We start from the raw sequence: 17,590 nt of genomic DNA, 5'->3' as shown, positions 1-17,590 counted from the left end.
AAATGGAATTGGGCGGCGCGTTTAAGCTCTGCCGACGATCGGTTGGGTCTTATTTTTTGGCGACGCGCGGACGCTTTTGAATTTCCTCAGTGACGACCATGGCGAGTTCATCATTACCGAAAAGCGACAAGACGCCCAGCAGGGTTTCATCGGCAATTTCGCCGGCCTCTTCTTTAGGCACGGTCAATGCGATCGCCTGCTGCAGCGAAGGATTAGCGTCTTGCTGCGGATAGGCACGGCGGTACAATGCGGCCGGATCGAGATCATGATTAACGCACCACTGGGCAAACACAAGAATCATCATTTGCTCGTCGCGCTGGTAGTTGCGAATGATTTGTTGCTCAAGTTCGTTTTGACTCATTGAAAAATCTCCTTTTACACGGTAATATGGGTTCATTATAGAGAAAGTTCAGGTGCGCTGACAATGATCATGAACGAAAAAAATAAAGCCTCCGAGGTTCACCTCACAGGACCAAACGGGGAAGACCTGGGTATCGTCCCGACGAAAAAAGCTCTGGCCATGGCCCAAAAACTCAAGGTTGATTTGGTATGCACCTCATTCATGACCAGTCCTCCGCCATGCAGGCTGATCGGTGCAGGAGCGGCCAGGCAGGAGGCACAGCAGCCCGGAAGCAGGATCGCGTGCCCAAGCTGAAGGAGATTCGTCTTACACCCGGGATTGAAGAGCACGACTACGAGACCAAATTGCAGCAGGCACAGAAAATCCTGAAATCCGGCGATTCGGTGATGTTCGTTGTCTGGGCGCAAGGGAAAGAAGAGGGGAGGGGAAAAGCGCTTTTAGAGGATATACTGCGGGATCTCAGCACGGCAGGCCGTAAAAAACGGCGATTCAGATCAGCGGTAAGCGATCCGGTCTGAAGGAGAGCACGACAGCCCACAGCTTGATTGATCAATAATAATTGGGGATGGAGATGGGAACACGTGCTTCGGATCGTTTTGTTTTATGTTCCATTGGGCACTTCATTGTTATTGGCCGCTTTGACGCATGTCATTGTCAACGGCGTCCTGGCTCGCTCCGAACAGCCTGATGTAACGATAAGCAGCTACGCAGTCGCATTAAGTTTATCTTTTCTGATCGATCTGCCTATGACGATCATCCGGCAGGTATCAAGCAAATATGCGAGAGACCGCACTTCTTTTCGGGCGGTTGCGCGGTTGACTGCCGTCACTTCGGGGATCCTTGTCCTTCTGAGCCTGATCATTGCCTGTACTCCGGCAGGGCAGCTGTTGTTCCGCTATGTGTTTGGAGTAAAGGAACATCTCATTCACCCTACGGTGCAGGTTTATCAGGTGCTTGCGCTGCTGTATCTCTTTACGGCGTTCCGCTGTTTATATCAGGGAGTGATCATCAACCAGCTGCGCACGGGATGGATGACCGTAGGCATGGCGGTACGGGTCGCCGTTATGTTCGGGATGTCCTGGTATTTTATCCGGAACGGCTGGACCGATGACGGAAGATACGGGGCTGTCATTTTTATGGTCGGCGTGATCATCGAATGCATGGTCTCCGTCTGGGAAGGATCCGCCCTCAAAAAACGCCTTCCGGAGCGAGGGGACCATCAAAGCATTGAGCTGGCGCGGCATTTGCTTCCTTTTTATTTGCCCTTGCTGTATTCTTTGATGGTTCTTGTTTTATTGAATCCGTCGATTCAAGCGGCTTTAAATGCCCGCTTTTCTCCTGACGATCTCATCGGATGCAGGGGGAAGATGGCTGTTGGAAGGTGTTCTTGGCGTGCACGGGCCGTTGCTGCAGGAAATTCAGATGCTGTTGAAATTATTGTCCATACAGAGTTTGCTGTTTCCCTGGATCGATTTTTTAGCCGGGAAATGCATGCTGCTGGGGAAAACCAAACCGATTATGGCGAGCAAAATGGTATCTGTGCTGTTCTCCGTCGCTTTATTGATTTTGTTCGTTTTTACGATTCCTCATCTGAACGGAGGACTGGCCGGTCTGGCTGCCGCCATCGCGGCGCCATTGGAGCTGGCAACGGTATATGTCCTGCTTCACCGGCTGGAAAAACAGTCCGACCCGTTCCTGCTGAACCGCTCAACAGGCTCCGCCTTATAGCAGCTCTTTCGTATGGACAGGATATAAAAAGACTTTGATGAATCTGACACAAGGCGAAAGGGGATGAAGAACCATGAATTCCAGAAAGCTGGAGGAAGAATTGGCGCAAAAACTGACGGAAGGCCAAATGGAGCAGGAGGATACGAAGGAGGCCGCACGCAAACGGCTGCCGATCAAAACCGAGATCCGCATTCAGGCACAGATTGATCCGGTGCTTGAAGAGACCAGAAGGTTTCGGCAAATGGCCTCGGAAGTGGATGATCGATATGCCAAATATGACCGGTTGGTCAACGAATCCAAAGATAAGGAAGAGCAATGAATAGATGAACAAAAACGGGTTAAAGAGCTGCTGCTCTTCGACCCGTTTTTGCTTTAGGCAGGAGAGAGTCTAGGATTGCTCCATCCAGAGATAGAGGATAAACAGGAGGAACAAATGCGCCGGATAGAAGCTGCGGTACAACCATTTTTTAATGGATATCTGGTAATTAGGGATAGGATAAGCAAACAGAAAAGTCCCCAGCAGGCTAAATAATTGAATCCAGGCGCCCGTTCCATATACGGCGATAAACATCATGTTCAGTGCCGTATGATAGACGATCAATTTCCACCCGGTAAAATACCGGTAAAGAAAAACAAGCAGCACCCCATAAAGCCCATAATCCATAGGTATCAGCAGGGCGGCAAGCAGTACTCCGGCCATCAGCAGGGCTTTATATTTCTCATCCTTGATGCGATCCGCTGCATATAAGCCAACGATCGACAGCAAAAGAGTAAAGATCACATTTAATTCCCAATCATCGAATGCCAGGGAATACGGAATCTGCGACAAGCAGGCCAGCCAGAACAGCCTCCGCATATAGTTTTTCAGGCTGCTCGTGTGAAGATAGCCTTGGACCAGAAACCAGCAGTAGAGCGGAAAGGCAATGCGTCCGATAATGCGGAACAGATCCGTATGAGGAAAAAAAATGTACCCGACATGGTCAATCAGCATCGTGGTCATAGCAATAAGCTGCAGCATGATAGTATCACCTTCAACTTTGGTTCCCGGGCCAAGCGTTTAGGATATCTTTTACACCTCATGGGAAGCGATCTTCTTGGCCAGCTGTCGGGATATCTTAGCGATAATATGAAATAATTGATCTTGTTCTTCCGAAGAAAGCGGCTCAATCATCTCGGCCAGCAGCCGGTTTCGGACGTCCAGCACCGTTTCAATAAACCTTTTTCCATTGGGAGTGAGGGTAACCATGACTGTGCGCCGGTCCTCATTGCTCCGCAGCCGCTCAATCAGATTGTCCTTTTCCAACTGATTCAGCGAAATCGTAGTAGCTCCCGAAGACAAATGCAAATGCCGCGAAATATCCGTTACCATACAGCTTTGGCGCTGGTATATCGTTATCAGTATATGATATTTGGTGCCATTCATACGAAGCTGCGGGTCTTTATGATGGGCATCCAGCAATTTCATTTTATATCTCAAGAACGTTTCATTAAAATGATCCATGGCTTCGATTTGCGCGGTCATATCTTTTTTTCCATCTCGCATTCCCATTTTCCTTATTCATCCCCAATTTCTTTCCCGATGAAATGACATAAGTTAAGTATACAGGATTACTTTACTATTTGTATTCTTTTTTTATTATGATAAATTTATTTTGTTCTAAAATACTTTGTTACAAAGTAATTTATATATTAAAGTATGGAGGGAGAAAACCTATGAAAGGTCGTTTGTTTGCAGCCAATCTGATTGGCATTATCGTCATCGTTGCTTTGATTATGGGAGGTTTCTATTACTATCTTCAAAGCTCACAATATATTAAGACAGAGGATGCGCGCGTCGCAGGAGATATCATAAATCTGTCCGCACCGGCTGCAGGAACCTTGACTAACTGGGACGGGAAAGAAGGGGACGTGGTCGCAAAAGCCAAAGTTGTGGGCCAAGTGAGTGACGGAACCAAGACGGTCAATGTAAGTCCGGCGCTCGAAGGCACTATTGTGAAAAACCAGGCCAAAGAAGGCCAAATGGTTCAACCCGGCCAAACCTTAGCCCAGCTCATCGATATGAAGAAGCTGTATATCGTAGCCAATATTGACGAAACCGACGTGAAAGATATTCAAATCGGTTCGGACGTCGAGGTAACGGTTGACGGTGATTCGAGCAATACGTTAAAAGGCAAGGTAGAGGAGATCGGACGGGCAACGAATTCCGTATTTTCGCTGCTTCCCGTGAGCAATACAAGCGGCAACTACACGAAAGTAACACAAAAAGTGCAGATTAAGATATCGATCAGCAACTACTCGGACAATGTACTTCCAGGGATGAATGCTGAAGTGAAGATTACCAAAAATAATGTAATGATTTGGAAAGGAGGAGCGATATGGCTGCTCAAAACTCAGCCGTGAAGAGCAGCGGCGACGGTATTTCCCGGCACATCCCGCTGTTGACCGTGTTGATGCTGGGTTTGTTCCTGGCGATTTTGAACCAGACGTTATTAAACGTTGCTCTTCCACATATGACAGCGGATTTCGGTGTAACGACGAATACGATTCAGTGGCTTTTAACCGGCTATATGCTGGTAAACGGGATTTTAATCCCTTTATCCGCATTCTTAATCGAAAGGTTCGGAGTTCGTTTGTTGTTTTTGATCGCCATGTTCTGTTTTACGCTCGGAGCTCTGATATGCAGCCTGGCCCCGAATTTTCCGCTCATGCTGGCCGGTCGTCTGATTCAGGCCGTTGGCGGGGGAGTGCTTTCCCCTCTTGTCATGAGTGTGATCCTGTATATCTTCCCTCCGGAGATGCGAGGCAAGGGCATGGGGCTTTTCGGGCTGGCTATGATGTTCGCTCCGGCGGTCGGCCCGACATTATCCGGTTGGGTGGTGCAAAATTATGACTGGCATCTACTTTTTTCGGGGATGATACCTCTAGGGGTGCTGGTTCTTATCATTGCCTTTTTTACGCTAAACAATATCGAAGAACCGAAAAAAATAAAGCTGGATTATTTCGGCACCTTTACCTCTTTAACCGGAGTTGGATTGCTTTTGTACGGCTTGACGGAAGCGGGAACGAAAGGCTGGACGGATATCGCAGTCCTGGCTTATCTTGTTATCGGTTTGGCTTTGATCTTCATCTTTGTACTGCAGCAAATGCAGTCCGATACGCCTATGCTGGATATGCGCGTGTTTAAATACAGCATGTTTTCGTTATCCACCGTCATCAGTGTGCTTCTGACAGCCAGCATGTTCGCAGGGATGATTCTGCTTCCCATATACTTGCAAAACTTAAGAGGCTTTACGCCTATGGAATCCGGACTTCTTATGCTTCCGGGTGCGCTGGTCATGATGGTCATGTCGCCGGTGTCCGGAGCTTTATTCGATAAAGTCGGCCCGCGGCCGCTTGCGATCATCGGCATGATCATTACGACCGTCACCACATTTGAATTTACTAAGCTGACAATGGAATCGACGTATAACTTTATTATGATTCTGTATATGCTTCGTTTCTTTGGGATGTCGTTGTTGATGATGCCGATTATGACCGCAGGGATGAACCAGCTGCCGAAGGTACTGAACAACCACGGTACAGCCATGTCCAATACGCTGCGTCAAATTAGCGGCTCGATTGGCACAAGCTGGATTACGACGATTTTCACCAACCGGTCGACTTTCCATTTTGCTTCGTATACGAACCGGATGGATACAACCAATCCAGCCTTTATGGATTCGTTTAATTCGCTGGTTCACAAGATAGTCGATTCGTCGCACCTGCCGCTGGAACAGGCACAAGTCCAAGCCATTTCCCAGCTCGCTGGACAAGCCCAGATGCATTCCACGGTTATGGGGATCAACGATGCCTTTTTCTGGACCTCCATCATTTCGGCCGCCGCCCTGCTGCTGTGTGTATTTCTGAAGGATGTGCGAAAAGATAAAAAGACTGCGGAAAGGGAAGAGGCAGTGAGTACGGAGGTCATTATGCTTCCGGCTCCTGGTCAAACCCGGCAAGGTTAACGTATGGTTAATTCTTGAAAGTCTCGTGAAGCGGAGGCGGTTAAATGAAAATTTACATTGTATACGATAGTGAAGGCGGACATACGGAAGCTTTGGCCCGATCCATCGCTGAAGGGGCCTCGAGAGAGGCTCAGGCGGAGGTGCATATCCACCATGTCCATTCGGCCAGTGTCTACGATCTCGCCGATATGGACGCCATCATTTGGGGGTGTCCCGGGCATTTCGGAACGATTAGTTCGGGGTTAAAAGCCTGGATCGATAAGCTCGGGCATCTCTGGGCGAACGGCAAGCTGATCAATAAAATCGGGGCGGTATTCTGTACGACGGCAACACAGCATGGCGGGTTGGAGTCCACCATGGTCAGTTTAATGACTCCCATGCTGCATCATGGGATGATTATCGTAGGTCTTCCCGGCAATATTTCCGAGAATGCCCTGTACGGTTCTTATTATGGCGTCGGCATCACTTGTCCGATCGATAAGGATGAGCTCATAAGCGAGCAGGGAAAAGCGCTCGGAAGAGCATTGGGAGAACGCGTCGCTCAGGTGACCAAAAAATTCATTCATGTGTAGTGAGGGACATCAGTGTGGAAAGGGGGAGAGGCGGTGATTGTTCCCATATTGAGCATTGCCGGCGGCCTGATCCTTATCGTGATTCTCATTGTTTATAATCTTCGTTCGCTCTCTTCGACCCCTAAAAGAAGCGAGCGGCAATATCCCATAGTCCGTCCTGAAGAAGATTTGGCGAAACCGGAATCGTCAGATGACGCGAGCGCATCCGCGGCAGCACCAAAGCATGCCCGGCCGGCGGCCAAAACGGAAAGCATGGAGCCCCAATCAGAAGGAATATCCGTCACTGACGATTCTTCGGTGCTTGAAAGCACGGATTCCGGGCAAACGCGGCGCGCTCCGGATGACGGGAAAATGGCCGATCGGGATTACCGGCAGGCGCTTCAAAAATTTCGGCAGCCGGACCAACGCGAAAGCTCAAAAAAGGATTCGGATCATACGGCAATGAAAGATGACGATTTTCGCGCCGCGCTGCGTTCGATGATGAACGACAGATCGGAAAAACCATAACAGGAAAGGCCCGAAAGCTCATTCGGATGAGCCATTCGGGCCTTTTTGTACACTTGCTATGCTGCGTCTTTTGGCTGTTATTATGGGAGAAGTCGAATTTCTGTAGTTGCACTCTTGTTGTTCGGTAAATGCGCGGTTATATCAAATTGCGTGACGTTTCCGACGACATGAACCGTCCCATCCGGATCTACCGTCACCGTGCCTGTATCGCCTTTGTCCAGATCTCCAACAATATGATCCGCGATAAGCACTACAGCGAGGGCAAAATTATACTTCTGAACTTCATCTTTCTGGTACTTGATGCCGTAGTTGTCGTATACTTTAAGGTTCATCGCAGTAAACGCGTTAAATTCGGCGGAATATACGTTATCCGATACCGTCATTCTTTGATAGGCTCTCGCATCGGCTTCAACCTGACTTGCGGCCACGACCTCGTCTTTTACGTTTACGGTTACCGATGCGACTTTGCTTTCGCCTTTATTGGTCTTGTAAACGATATTCACGGTCGCCGTTCCCGCTTTATTGCCCAGAACATAGCCGCGGTTGTCATTCGAGCGACCGACTTTGACCACATTGGGATCGGACGAGGTGATCGTCTCGATGATGCCTGGAATCGCTACGGCGTCTCCAGCCGCATTGGTCACATTAAATTTGATTTCCTTGGCAAATTTGCTGAGGGTCGGGTCTTCGGCTACCGTCCTTGTGACAAAGCCGTTGAGCCCGGTAGCCGCACTCGTTAATCCGCTATCGATCACGTTGGCGATAGTGCCGGGATTAATGATAGATACATGGGGATCATTGGTGCTTATCGTTCCGGAAACGGTTAACGTCGCTGTGAGCGGTTTGTCCAGACCGGTTACTCTAATCGTGTACTCGCCGGCGGTTAGCTCAGCATCGTTAACGGTTAAATCCGCTGATTTATGGTCGTTGGACCACTTGGTTGTTGTAGAGAATTGCTGGGTATCCTTGGTAAGGAAAAAGGCGACCTTGGAAGGATCCACCGGCTGGTTCAGTATCACTTGCACGGTCTTATTGTCAACCGATTTGACGGAAACAATCGCTGCCGGAGTTGCGTTATCCTCCTGCTTATGGAACGCTTCATAACCGGCATAAGCGGCTGTAACCAGATCGGCACGGGAAGCCGCAGCACGGCCGTCTTTGCCGGGCGGGTGAATGCCCAAAGCCTGAGCTTGCCTTACAGCATCCTCATACCAGGGACTGCCTGTCACGTTCACCGGCTTACCCAAACCGGCGACGAAAACCTTATCCAGCTGGCCTATCGTCACATCATTTCCCGGAGCAAATTCCGTATCCGTCATCCCATCGATCAGCCCGGCCTTCTTAGCGGCTTCTATGTACGGGATCGCCCAGCCATGTTGCGGATCGTCGGCTTTCACATCCGCAAAGCTGGAGGTAGTGATGCTGTAATCAACATCCAAATCGAAGACCAGTGCAGCCACTTTCGCAAACTGGGCACGAGTCATGTTTAGATGAATCCCGAAGGTATCATCCGAAACTCCTTCAAATATCCCTTTAGACAGCAGCGAATCTATCTTTGCTTTCAAAACCGGATCAATATTGGATAAATCATTGAAAGCATTAGAGACTTTTGCGTTAGCAACGGCAACGGCCGACTTATTTTCTACCGGATTGGCCAGGGCTGCGGAAGTCAGCATGGCAAAAGCCATTGTCGAACACGCCAAAATTTTGAAGCTTTTATTCATTAGAAAGGCCTCCTTCATCATTCAATCTGCGAAAACCGGGTGGAAAAGCGTGATAAAGTTGGGAATGAGTACAACGATTTCATTATACATTGGCAAGAATACCAAAGTCATCTGGAAATAAATTAACAGCCGCTTGAACAGCAGCTTGCCAAGGATGGCCGCTTCATTGTTTACATAATATTATTTATGTTAAGTTTAATCGATTGACCATTAAGACTGGCTGAGGATAAATCAATCAAGCTTTTGTCATCCTGACCCAATCGACGAGTAGGATCAGGTCGTCGGTCATGGTTTCAAACGTTCGGATTTCTTTGCCTTCCGGTGTGATGATGCAGGCGACGATGTTCTTTTTGTGAACGTCAAGCCCGCACACATGGATGTAAACGACGTCCATTCAAGAAACTCCTTACGGCATGTTAGATTGAAGGGCTGGTGCAACAACCACCGGGTGCCGCGTCAGCGGCATGGATGTCTAATACTTTATTTTTTCGGGACAGCTTTTTTTGTTAGACATGAAAGCGGTTTTAGTAGACAATATAGATATTTCACCTGTTGTTTGTTCCATATTCAGACTGCTAAATTCATTAGCTGGACAGGAGGACATTCCCATGTTTAACCTTGACAACAAAGTGGTCATCGTTACTGGAAGCGGTTCCGGCATTGGCAGAAGTATAGCTCTGGGACTTGCCCAGGCCGGAGCTGATCTGGTCATTACTGAACTTCCGGAGAGATTGGAAACCGCCAATGAGACTGCCAGGCAAATCCGCAGCGCGGGCAGGCGAGCCCTGGTCGTTGAACTGGATGTAACGGACGTGGGCGGGATCGGGAAGATGATCGAGCAAGCCTGTGATTATTTTGGGAGAATCGATGTACTTGTGAATAATGCCGGAGTGATCATCAGGAAAAAGGCTGTAGAGGTGACAGAAGAAGAATGGGACAGAGTAATGGACGTCAACCTGAAGGGCGTTTTCTTTTGCTGCCAAGCCGCGGGCAAAGTCATGATCCGGCAAGGAAGCGGGAAGATCATCAACATCGCATCCATTAACGGGATGATCGGCTCCGCCGAACGGTCCTCGTACACCGCAAGCAAAGCAGGGGTGATCAATTTGACCCGTACCCTGGCAGCCGAATGGGCTGAATTCGGCATTAATGTCAATGCTATCGGTCCAACATATTTATTAACGCCGTTAACTGAGTCTTTATTTGCACAAGAGACATTTAAAGAGGATTACCTTCGGCGTCAACCTATTCAAAGGATCGGAAAACCGGAGGATCTTCTGGGCACGGTCATTTATCTCGCCAGTTCTGCATCTGATTTGGTCACAGGCCATACGGTCATGGTCGACGGAGGATGGACAGCAGTATAAACCGTATCGGTAACGCTCCAACAACAATCGTCAAAATTCAACGGATATAATACAAAACAAAAATGCTTTTCCTCACTATTTTTGAATATCCGACACCCTGATTTCGACTGTAAATTCATCTCTTTGAATCTACAATGAAAGAAGTAGAGTTGAAATCTGGATTAGGTGTTGCGAGTTTTTAATAGGGAGGGAGTATTGTGCAATCGATGCTGGAATCTGAAAACGAAATTTCTGTTGAAGCCTTCTACAGTACCAAACAAGTTGCTGAAATGACGGAGCTGTCGGACGATTTAATCCGTGTTTACCAAAAAGAATTTAATTTGCAAGTGGAGCGTACCTCTCGCGGACACCGTCGTTTTACGCAAAAGAACATTTCCGATTTGCTGGCGATTAAAGAAAAAATTCAAACCGAAGGCTGGACCTACAACCAGGTGCGTGAATGGCTTGAGGGCAGCGTAAACATGGATAAAACACCGGAGGCCAAATCGAATTTCGAAAAACAAGTTGAGGACCTTGCGGAAAAGGTTACGGACCAAAACGGGCTGCTTCAGATGCTGATTCAAAAGCTGGACGAGCAATCGAAAGTGATGGAACAGCAGCAGCGGTATATTGAGGACTCCTTAAAAATGCGCGAGCGGCATCTCACGGAACATCTTCGTTCCCAGTTTGAAGTGGCGGTTGCCGTTGAGGCACCAAAACGAACCGGCCGGGGCAAGCCCGGATTTTTTCAACGCTTGTTCAAAACCAGGTAGGAAGCCGATGCGCCGTAATTTCACTTACAATAAAATCCGCATGCCGGCGGTTCAAAAGCGTGCCGGGGTTATTCGCTCTATCAGCGGATAGCCCCCGGCATATCTTGCTTTTATTGGGCTGCTTTCAAATTTGCTTTATTCCGACGTACCAAAATAAATCATTTTCTAAAACAAAAAAGAAACCGCTATAAATGAGATATGAATTGCCAAGCAAATACAAGCGAAATCTATTTTCCATTTTCTTGATTAAAGCATCGGATGAAAAGGAAGAGCAAGAATCTAATTTTAAGGGGATGTCTGTGTCACTAAATAGCGACCAAACAATGGGTCAATGAAGAAGAAGTCTAGTCTACCAAGGGGATTGGAGATGGAATCCTCCAGAAAGTGATGGATGCATTCGATCTAATATTGCCAGTGTTCCGGTTCGCTGGAGAGCCGGTGTGAATACGATTCGCGCAGAAATAACTAATAACGAGTTTTTCGGCTGGGGTTGGTCTCTGTATAAAAACAGGATTGTCAGACATGTCATTTATTACAGAAGAAAAATATTGATCAGAGATATTATTTGGAATGTCGATATTGTCAGTTATACTTTTTCACAAAACCCGTATTTTGTACATATATCTATAAATCGATTAGGCCCCTTGTATGGCATGCTTTCATATATCTGTCTAATGACACAAACATACCCTTATTTTTGACACAAACATCACCTTAAAGCCCAAATTCGGATGGATTTTTGACACAAACATCTCCTTACAAAGTTCTGAATGGAAATACTCTCAGTGACACAAACATCTCCTTTTATGCCGCTAGTGACACAAACATGCCATGATCCAATTTAGGTTAATTCCAAAGGGTTTGATGTCACGATTTTTCGCATTTTCTCTATATTCACTTTTGTATAAATCGTGGCTGTTTTGGGGTCCGCGTGGCCCAATAGATCAGCAATTGCCAACAAATCAGCTCCCTCACCGTCGTTATATAGAACGGTTGCGCAAGTATGGCGCAGCTTATGAGGCGTTACTTTATAATTATTTGCTCGAACACCGGCATCTTTTGCAATTTCCTCGATGATTAATCCCACAGCTCTTCTTGTTAGCCGCTGCCCTCGTTTTTCCGAAATAAACAACGCTGGTTCATCAATTCTATTGCGTTTTTGTAGGATCATTTGCCGAACTGGCTTATAATTCTCCAGGGCCCGAATAATTTTCGGTGTCATCACGAGTTTTCTTTCTTTATTCCCCTTGCCAATGACTGTTAGCGATCCGTCATCTTCGTTAAAATGCTTGAGATCAATACTTACAAGCTCAGAGACCCGAAGTCCGAGCAATAAAAACAGCGTAGTGATTAATGAGTCTCTTTCTTTAAATTTGCGCTTCGCGGCGTATTGTTCAAATGTCATGGCATCCTGTAGAGAAAGGCTTTTAGGAAGCCGTTCACCGAGTTTAAGGTTCTCTATATACTGGGAAACATCATATCGAAGGTATTGTTGTTTAACAGCCCATTTAAAAAACTGTTTTATTGAGGAAATGATGCGTGCTCTCGTCGTGGCTGCAAAAACGGTGCCCAATTTTGGATGCCTTTTATTCGTATTCGTTGTGTGTTTGGGATGTTTTAATGTACCTAAAAATAATTGAAGGTCATTAGCCGTTATATCTTCGATGTATGTAATGTTTCTTGTTTCTTTAAGCCAGGAAGCAAGCCTTACCATCGTGCGGTTGTAATTTTCAACGGTTCCCTTCGAATAGTTCCTGTTGATTTCAAGGTAAACCGTAAACGAATCTATTAAATCATCGATGCAGCGCTTTGTCATAATCGCATCGCCCTCCCCTCTTCGTCCAAATTATAACATTAATTTAATACTTCACGAAACGGTTATTTTGTGAAGTATATTTGTTTTTCTCTTACTTTTGGAGTTGGCTTGTGCGGATTTATCGTATGGTGTCTAATGACATTAAACTGTTATCATTCGTGACGATATATATCATTGTTTTCTTTGACAAAAAGAAGTCTCATTAGATCGAATTTATGATAACACTATCTTGTCATTTTTCTTTGGAGATGCCGCAAATTGCAAAATGAAAACATGCTCCTTCAAACTTTTTCCAGAAGTTGAGGCGTTCCTTTGATTACCGTTAAAGGATTCAGGATGATATTGGCTGTGCCCGCCGCCATATGCCTAATGGTTTCCCTTCTTTCTTTCTCACATTGAATTTGCACGTACTGTTGAAAATCTTGGATATCGGCCATTAGAACAAAACATTCCCCTTTTAGCTGCGGGTATACATAGGTGATCATTCATGGATCGCAATTTGCCATCTAACCTCTCTTGCACGAGTACTCCCGAGTAATTCTTTTTATCCTGCCAAACTTCCCCTACGATCGATTGTAATGCCGAGTGTTCAGGGAATTCTTCTCCGGGGGCTACTGAGACCAGCTTAACTTGGAGTTCTCCGAACTCTAGCCTTGGAAACCGACTTCTGATCTACGAAAGAGCCGTTCCACCACGCGCTTCATTATCCGATTCGTACGGAAATAGACGGAGACCGGCAAAGTGCCGGTATAAACAAGTAATGATGTCTCTCTAAATAATTCGTTTTACAGCGTTCGCGATCTCATAACCCGGAAGAAAAAGCAAGTATATCCAATTGCTCTCGATTTTGACTCCGTTCGTCCAGGATCAATTGACATAACGTTCTCGCCAATATACGTCCAGCCGTTCTTGGCGCGACCAATCCCGGTAAACTTGGTGCCAACAAGGCCTTGATTCCACGTTTTTCGGCAAAACGAAAATCGGTTCCACCTGGTTTGGAAGCCAAATCAATAATAATAGCGTGATGCGGAATACGGGTCAACACACGAGAAGTAAGGATTTGCTCCGGAACCGTGTTAAAAATAATATCCACATTTACGCCTTCATCGTACAAATCTTTCGTATGAAACGGCTCAATCCCCATCTCCCATGCACGTGCAAACTGCTCCGGTTTCTGCACCCCCGCTTTGACGTGTGCACCCAGGCGCTGAAGCATACCGGCTAACGTAAGACCGATTCTCCCCAAACCCAGCACCATACAACGCGAACCATGTATGGTAATTTCCGTCTGTTGAATGGCCATCATTAAGGCGCCCTCCGCAGTGGGAATGGAATTGTATATGGCAACATCGTCCCTGCTAAATAATTCTATCAGATCGATCTCTAGTTCCGCGCAAAGGTTCCTCAAGTAAGACTTGGCTATGCCAGTACAGACTTTTGCGTGTTTCGGCAAGCAAGACATATATTCCTTGTTCAGCAATAACGTTTCAGATGAAAATGAAGACTCTACTCGGCCATGGTCGTCTGTACCGACAACCGGTAATATCAATACGTCAGCTTTGCGAAGCACCTCCCTCGTAAGCTTGGAATGCTGAACTTCATGAAGTTGTTCGTGCAAATCTTCATAACCGATTACCGCAACATTTGCATCCAGGTCAGTAAATGACCGAATGATTTCAAGATGCCGGGCATCGCCTCCAAGGAAGACAATATGCAGACCCGTTAACAAAAAATCCCCCTACTTTCCTTAAGTATGGACTCAACAATTACCTGACCTCGTTTACCATCTTTAAAAGCGCATCTGCTCCTTTCATTCCAGGGCAAATTCCGCGTAATTCTGCCTCTATGGTTACCATATCGAGCGGGGCATCCAACAGTTGCTCTATTGTTCGTACCCCGGTTGCGCGTCCTGCGACAATTCGGCGATCTTTTAATTTCTCATTTAACAAACGGATATCCAGCGCGCCGCACATGATATATCCGTGATCGGTTGTGATGGCAAGAAGTGTTGTTTGGGGCAGGGCGACCTCGATACTTATAACTTGATGACCTTCCACTTCAATCGGTTTCATCATGATCATCTATGATGCAGCTCCTTTTTTTACACTATATGCCGGGCGTGATATTTGCACCATAGACTGTTGCCCAAATTCGATATTACTTGTATTCGTTGGAAGCCTTCTCCCCTTTCGCCATATACATGTGTAATTGGACTTCGATTCAATTCCATGTAATTTTTGAAATTTATAACAAAGGAGATAACAAACGCGCTGCTTGATCAAGCATGCGCTTGGAAGAAGAACGATGCACATGATCTTCCAAACGATAAGGAGTCGCCTCGGCGAGATCCCGTTCGAATTGTTCCGTAAGCTCCCGGGCCACATCGGTATGATACATCACTGCACACACTTCGTAGTTTAAACGGTAACTACGGAGATCGTAGTTGGAAGAACCCACTTCGGCAATCTCGCCATCGATAATCATGACTTTCGCGTGCAGCACCCCTTTGTTGTACTGATACACATCGATCCCTGCTTCCACGAGTTCGCCATAATACGTACGGCTTGCAGCTCCTGCAACTTTAGGAATCACTTGGCGCGGCACCAGTAATCTCACTCGAACGCCACGCGCTGCGGCTGTTTTGATGGCCATAATGATATCCGCATCGGGTATAAAATAAGGGTTGGTCACGTCGATGGTTCGGGTCGCCTGCGTCAGGCAGATGAAATGCATTTCCCGAATGACCGGAGTAGGCAGCCCGGGATTGCCTTCGAATATCTGTATATAGACGTTATGCGAATCCTTGGATGGGGAAGCTTTTCCCATGTGGGTGCCTTCCATCGTTCCCAGCTCCGATCCCCATTCCCATCCGTATCCTCGTTCTGTTTTGCCGGATGGAAATGGATGAATGGCTTTATCGTCAGAAAGTTGAGCCGATTCAGGGATAAATTTTGCCTTTCTCGTTGAATGGAGCATGTCCGGTGACGCCATTTTCCAGTGAGCCTCAAAAACGGCTTTCACATCATCCGCTGTTTCGCCGGTTAACCGCATATGAGTGTCGCGCCAAAAACCGACATCCGGCTTCATTCCGGTATACTCGTCCCCAACGTTGATTCCTCCCATGAAGGCTTCCTTTCCGTCGACGATGACGATCTTGCAATGATCCCGGTATGTCAAGTTGGATAGTACCCAGGGGAATCGCAAGGGAAAGATGGTCCTGCATTCAATGCCTGCTTCTATCATCCGGCGAATCACATGTTTGAGAAACGACCGGCTTCCCCAGCCATCCCTTATAAAACGAATGTTCACACCGGATAAAGCCCGGTCAATCAGCACATCTGTGATACGTTTACCGATATGGTCATTCCGGTATATGTAATATTCCAGATCGATTGACTTTTGTGCGGCCTGAATTGATTGAAGGAGTTTTCCGTAGGTTTCCATCCCGTTCGTGAGGATTTGGACGTAACCGGTACGAAGGCCACTGACAGACAAAGGTTGCAAAGCCCGAGCGATAACAAATGCGGAGTGACCATATTCTGGGGGTAATGATATCGGGCTATTGTGCGAAGAAACGAGCTTGTCCCTCTGCATTTTCACAGGATTCGTGACGAACAGGTAACAAACGAATCCGATAATCGGTAATACAAGTCCGACTGATATCCAAGTCAACGCTTTGGCGGGGCGGCGCACCTCCCGAACCGCAATAATGATCAACAGTGCCGTATTTACTAGCCATAATCCTGCTATCCATGCCAAGAAAATCAGCCTCCCAATCCAGTCATCTACGAGGGAATAAAGGGACAGCCATGCCGAGAAAAGATCGGCATGGCCTTTTTTAGAACCCTTTATACTGCGGTTCTTCCTGTTCAATTTGTTGTAACCGTGGAGTGACCTGGTCAATGATGTTTTGTGTCTGTTGCGCTGCATTTGTGAACGTGGTTTTGGCCTGCTGGTTTTGTGTATTTAACGCAAACTGTTCAAAGCTGGCCTGTGCGCTTTTTAATGAAGCTACAGCTGTTTTCACTTGAGAAGCTACCGTCATGTTGAATCACCTCCTGAAATGGCATCCATATGTAATATGTCAACCCGTCAGAAAAATAATGAATGGTAAAATTTGATGATTGGCTATTGTCAGGGGTTAGAGTCTTTCTGAAAAGACTTACCGAAATCTATGCCCTTCTTGGCAATGCTTGAAGCCAGCAAGTACAGCCCAACATAGATAGGAAAAGAATAGGTATGTTTCCAGTGAACGGGTGGTATAAATCGGCCATTTGTGAGACCGGCTCGGCCACAAAAGCGGAAAATCCCCCAAATAGGAGAGCTTTGAACAACGGATGTATGCCAGACTTGTACTGGTGTAAGAACATAACCGTGACGGGAAGAAGTGAAAAATTCCATGGAAAATTGGCCGGCATGAACGGTATGCCTTCCCAGTGATAATGCAAAAGTCCCATGGCAATCCCAAGCTGGTCCAGCCACGATGACACGATAATCATCGTAAGCCCGGATAGGAGAAACTGTCCCGTAGCTCTCTTATCCCGAAATCCGATCCAAAATAGCCAGGGGCATATCGATAAACCTACTCCAAACCACCATTGCCGCGTAAACAGTACGTGAGTGCGCCAAATGTCAGTCATGTTGCGGTGTGCTTCAACAATCAATTGATAGGCTTGTTCGATTGCATGATGAATCTGATTTTCGTCCACCGATATGCCACCCCTTTCCGTTATCCGCTTACCGATCATTTTTCATCCGA

The 17,590-nt window shown here is 46.9% G+C and carries 21 protein-coding genes and 1 pseudogene; 10 read left to right on the top strand and 12 right to left on the bottom strand.

All coding sequences use genetic code 11. The annotated features are described in order from the left end of the window. Positions 1-49: 49 nt before the first annotated feature. The gene (locus EXW96_RS03890) at positions 50-361 is read right to left on the bottom strand and encodes a hypothetical protein (RefSeq protein WP_054818597.1); all 312 of its coding nucleotides are present in this window, start codon (positions 359-361) and stop codon (positions 50-52) included. A gap of 69 nt (positions 362-430) precedes the next feature. Here EXW96_RS03890 and EXW96_RS28245 point away from each other — a divergent pair, with 69 nt between their 5' ends. The 4 genes from EXW96_RS28245 to EXW96_RS03875 all read left to right on the top strand — a co-directional run bounded on the left by EXW96_RS28245 (position 431) and on the right by EXW96_RS03875 (position 2,408). Continuing rightward, positions 431-655, top strand: coding sequence for a hypothetical protein (locus tag EXW96_RS28245; RefSeq protein WP_309225011.1), 225 nt, complete (start codon positions 431-433; stop codon positions 653-655). After that, positions 643-879 carry a translation initiation factor gene (locus EXW96_RS28240; protein WP_309225009.1) on the top strand — a complete coding sequence of 79 codons (237 nt, stop codon included), beginning with the start codon at positions 643-645 and terminating at the stop codon, positions 877-879. The genes EXW96_RS28245 and EXW96_RS28240 overlap by 13 nt, the downstream gene beginning before the upstream one ends. Before the next feature lie 63 nt (positions 880-942). Then, entirely contained in the window at positions 943-2,127 is a 1,185-nt protein-coding gene (locus EXW96_RS03880; RefSeq protein WP_254611203.1) for a hypothetical protein, read from the top strand. Positions 2,128-2,162: 35 nt separating this feature from the next. Beyond that, positions 2,163-2,408 (top strand): hypothetical protein, encoded by a 246-nt coding sequence (locus EXW96_RS03875; protein WP_062408350.1) that lies wholly within the window; start codon positions 2,163-2,165, stop codon positions 2,406-2,408. A gap of 69 nt (positions 2,409-2,477) precedes the next feature. Here the strand turns inward: EXW96_RS03875 and EXW96_RS03870 are convergent, their stop codons facing one another. After that, a complete protein-coding gene (locus EXW96_RS03870) occupies positions 2,478-3,107 on the bottom strand; it encodes a TraX family protein (protein ID WP_062408349.1) in 630 nt (209 codons plus the stop codon). 51 nt (positions 3,108-3,158) lie between these two features. Next, the gene (locus tag EXW96_RS03865) at positions 3,159-3,638 is read right to left on the bottom strand and encodes a MarR family transcriptional regulator (RefSeq protein WP_254611202.1); all 480 of its coding nucleotides are present in this window, start codon (positions 3,636-3,638) and stop codon (positions 3,159-3,161) included. Positions 3,639-3,802: 164 nt separating this feature from the next. Between EXW96_RS03865 and EXW96_RS03860 the strand changes: the two genes are divergently transcribed. The 4 genes from EXW96_RS03860 to EXW96_RS03845 are packed head-to-tail and all read left to right on the top strand — an operon-like array spanning position 3,803 to position 7,172. Next, the gene (locus EXW96_RS03860) at positions 3,803-4,489 is read left to right on the top strand and encodes an HlyD family secretion protein (protein WP_174349926.1); all 687 of its coding nucleotides are present in this window, start codon (positions 3,803-3,805) and stop codon (positions 4,487-4,489) included. Then, positions 4,465-6,093: a DHA2 family efflux MFS transporter permease subunit gene (locus EXW96_RS03855; RefSeq protein WP_174349925.1), complete on the top strand. Its 1,629-nt coding sequence runs from the start codon at positions 4,465-4,467 to the stop codon at positions 6,091-6,093. Before EXW96_RS03860 ends, EXW96_RS03855 begins: the two co-directional genes overlap by 25 nt. 44 nt (positions 6,094-6,137) lie before the next feature. Next, positions 6,138-6,665, top strand: coding sequence for an NAD(P)H-dependent oxidoreductase (locus EXW96_RS03850; protein WP_174349924.1), 528 nt, complete (start codon positions 6,138-6,140; stop codon positions 6,663-6,665). A 33-nt stretch (positions 6,666-6,698) separates the two neighbouring features. Then, on the top strand, positions 6,699-7,172 hold the full coding sequence (locus EXW96_RS03845; protein WP_174349923.1) for a hypothetical protein: 474 nt from the start codon (positions 6,699-6,701) through the stop codon (positions 7,170-7,172). Between the two features lie 80 nt (positions 7,173-7,252). On the opposite strand, the gene EXW96_RS03840 is transcribed toward EXW96_RS03845, so the two are convergent. Then, entirely contained in the window at positions 7,253-8,896 is a 1,644-nt protein-coding gene (locus EXW96_RS03840; RefSeq protein ID WP_174349922.1) for an S-layer homology domain-containing protein, read from the bottom strand. Between the two features lie 250 nt (positions 8,897-9,146). Continuing rightward, a pseudogene (locus tag EXW96_RS03835) lies at positions 9,147-9,290 on the bottom strand (IS110 family transposase); the annotation flags it as partial. 214 nt (positions 9,291-9,504) lie between these two features. Here EXW96_RS03835 and EXW96_RS03830 point away from each other — a divergent pair. Together EXW96_RS03830 and EXW96_RS03825 are read left to right on the top strand one after the other, a co-directional pair. After that, positions 9,505-10,263: an SDR family NAD(P)-dependent oxidoreductase gene (locus EXW96_RS03830; protein WP_062408343.1), complete on the top strand. Its 759-nt coding sequence runs from the start codon at positions 9,505-9,507 to the stop codon at positions 10,261-10,263. 206 nt (positions 10,264-10,469) lie between these two features. After that, complete coding sequence (locus EXW96_RS03825) at positions 10,470-11,015, top strand: MerR family transcriptional regulator (protein WP_254611241.1); 546 nt, start codon at positions 10,470-10,472, stop codon at positions 11,013-11,015. An 841-nt stretch (positions 11,016-11,856) separates the two neighbouring features. On the opposite strand, the gene EXW96_RS03820 is transcribed toward EXW96_RS03825, so the two are convergent. The 7 genes from EXW96_RS03820 to EXW96_RS28235 all read right to left on the bottom strand — a co-directional run bounded on the left by EXW96_RS03820 (position 11,857) and on the right by EXW96_RS28235 (position 17,540). Further along, positions 11,857-12,831: a tyrosine-type recombinase/integrase gene (locus EXW96_RS03820; protein ID WP_174349920.1), complete on the bottom strand. Its 975-nt coding sequence runs from the start codon at positions 12,829-12,831 to the stop codon at positions 11,857-11,859. 281 nt (positions 12,832-13,112) lie between these two features. Continuing rightward, positions 13,113-13,268 (bottom strand): hypothetical protein, encoded by a 156-nt coding sequence (locus tag EXW96_RS27240; protein WP_254611201.1) that lies wholly within the window; start codon positions 13,266-13,268, stop codon positions 13,113-13,115. A 365-nt stretch (positions 13,269-13,633) separates the two neighbouring features. Continuing rightward, positions 13,634-14,560, bottom strand: coding sequence for a dipicolinate synthase subunit DpsA (gene dpsA, locus EXW96_RS03810; RefSeq protein ID WP_174349919.1), 927 nt, complete (start codon positions 14,558-14,560; stop codon positions 13,634-13,636). A 37-nt stretch (positions 14,561-14,597) separates the two neighbouring features. Continuing rightward, a complete protein-coding gene (locus tag EXW96_RS03805; RefSeq protein ID WP_174349918.1) occupies positions 14,598-14,912 on the bottom strand; it encodes a YunC family protein in 315 nt (104 codons plus the stop codon). Positions 14,913-15,075: 163 nt separating this feature from the next. Further along, a complete protein-coding gene (locus tag EXW96_RS03800) occupies positions 15,076-16,590 on the bottom strand; it encodes a phospholipase D-like domain-containing protein (protein ID WP_174349917.1) in 1,515 nt (504 codons plus the stop codon). 79 nt (positions 16,591-16,669) lie between these two features. Continuing rightward, positions 16,670-16,876: a DUF1657 domain-containing protein gene (locus tag EXW96_RS03795; protein WP_029197844.1), complete on the bottom strand. Its 207-nt coding sequence runs from the start codon at positions 16,874-16,876 to the stop codon at positions 16,670-16,672. A 127-nt stretch (positions 16,877-17,003) separates the two neighbouring features. Next, positions 17,004-17,540: a CBO0543 family protein gene (locus tag EXW96_RS28235; RefSeq protein WP_254611200.1), complete on the bottom strand. Its 537-nt coding sequence runs from the start codon at positions 17,538-17,540 to the stop codon at positions 17,004-17,006. Positions 17,541-17,590 lie beyond the last annotated feature (50 nt).

Source organism: Paenibacillus sp. JMULE4 (genome assembly GCF_013337105.1).
GTDB lineage: Bacteria > Bacillota > Bacilli > Paenibacillales > NBRC-103111 > Paenibacillus_G > Paenibacillus_G naphthalenovorans.
Note: the sequence above shows the minus strand (reverse complement) of the source record. Positions and strands in the feature narration are given on the sequence as shown.

What these genes read in the sequence shown, in the direction of transcription:
- EXW96_RS03870 (WP_062408349.1), bottom strand. Translation starts at nt 3,107, where the DNA reads ATGCTGCAGCTTATTGCTATGACCACGATGCTGATTGACCATGTCGGG.
- EXW96_RS03890 (WP_054818597.1), bottom strand. Translation starts at nt 361, where the DNA reads ATGAGTCAAAACGAACTTGAGCAACAAATCATTCGCAACTACCAGCGC.
- EXW96_RS03830 (WP_062408343.1), top strand. Translation starts at nt 9,505, where the DNA reads ATGTTTAACCTTGACAACAAAGTGGTCATCGTTACTGGAAGCGGTTCC.
- EXW96_RS03875 (WP_062408350.1), top strand. Translation starts at nt 2,163, where the DNA reads ATGAATTCCAGAAAGCTGGAGGAAGAATTGGCGCAAAAACTGACGGAA.
- EXW96_RS03820 (WP_174349920.1), bottom strand. Translation starts at nt 12,831, where the DNA reads ATGACAAAGCGCTGCATCGATGATTTAATAGATTCGTTTACGGTTTAC.
- EXW96_RS03840 (WP_174349922.1), bottom strand. Translation starts at nt 8,896, where the DNA reads ATGAATAAAAGCTTCAAAATTTTGGCGTGTTCGACAATGGCTTTTGCC.
- EXW96_RS03855 (WP_174349925.1), top strand. Translation starts at nt 4,465, where the DNA reads ATGGCTGCTCAAAACTCAGCCGTGAAGAGCAGCGGCGACGGTATTTCC.
- EXW96_RS03850 (WP_174349924.1), top strand. Translation starts at nt 6,138, where the DNA reads ATGAAAATTTACATTGTATACGATAGTGAAGGCGGACATACGGAAGCT.
- EXW96_RS03825 (WP_254611241.1), top strand. Translation starts at nt 10,470, where the DNA reads ATGCTGGAATCTGAAAACGAAATTTCTGTTGAAGCCTTCTACAGTACC.
- EXW96_RS03865 (WP_254611202.1), bottom strand. Translation starts at nt 3,638, where the DNA reads ATGGGAATGCGAGATGGAAAAAAAGATATGACCGCGCAAATCGAAGCC.
- EXW96_RS28245 (WP_309225011.1), top strand. Translation starts at nt 431, where the DNA reads ATGAACGAAAAAAATAAAGCCTCCGAGGTTCACCTCACAGGACCAAAC.
- EXW96_RS03860 (WP_174349926.1), top strand. Translation starts at nt 3,803, where the DNA reads ATGAAAGGTCGTTTGTTTGCAGCCAATCTGATTGGCATTATCGTCATC.
- EXW96_RS03795 (WP_029197844.1), bottom strand. Translation starts at nt 16,876, where the DNA reads ATGACGGTAGCTTCTCAAGTGAAAACAGCTGTAGCTTCATTAAAAAGC.
- EXW96_RS27240 (WP_254611201.1), bottom strand. Translation starts at nt 13,268, where the DNA reads ATGGCCGATATCCAAGATTTTCAACAGTACGTGCAAATTCAATGTGAG.
- EXW96_RS03805 (WP_174349918.1), bottom strand. Translation starts at nt 14,912, where the DNA reads ATGATCATGATGAAACCGATTGAAGTGGAAGGTCATCAAGTTATAAGT.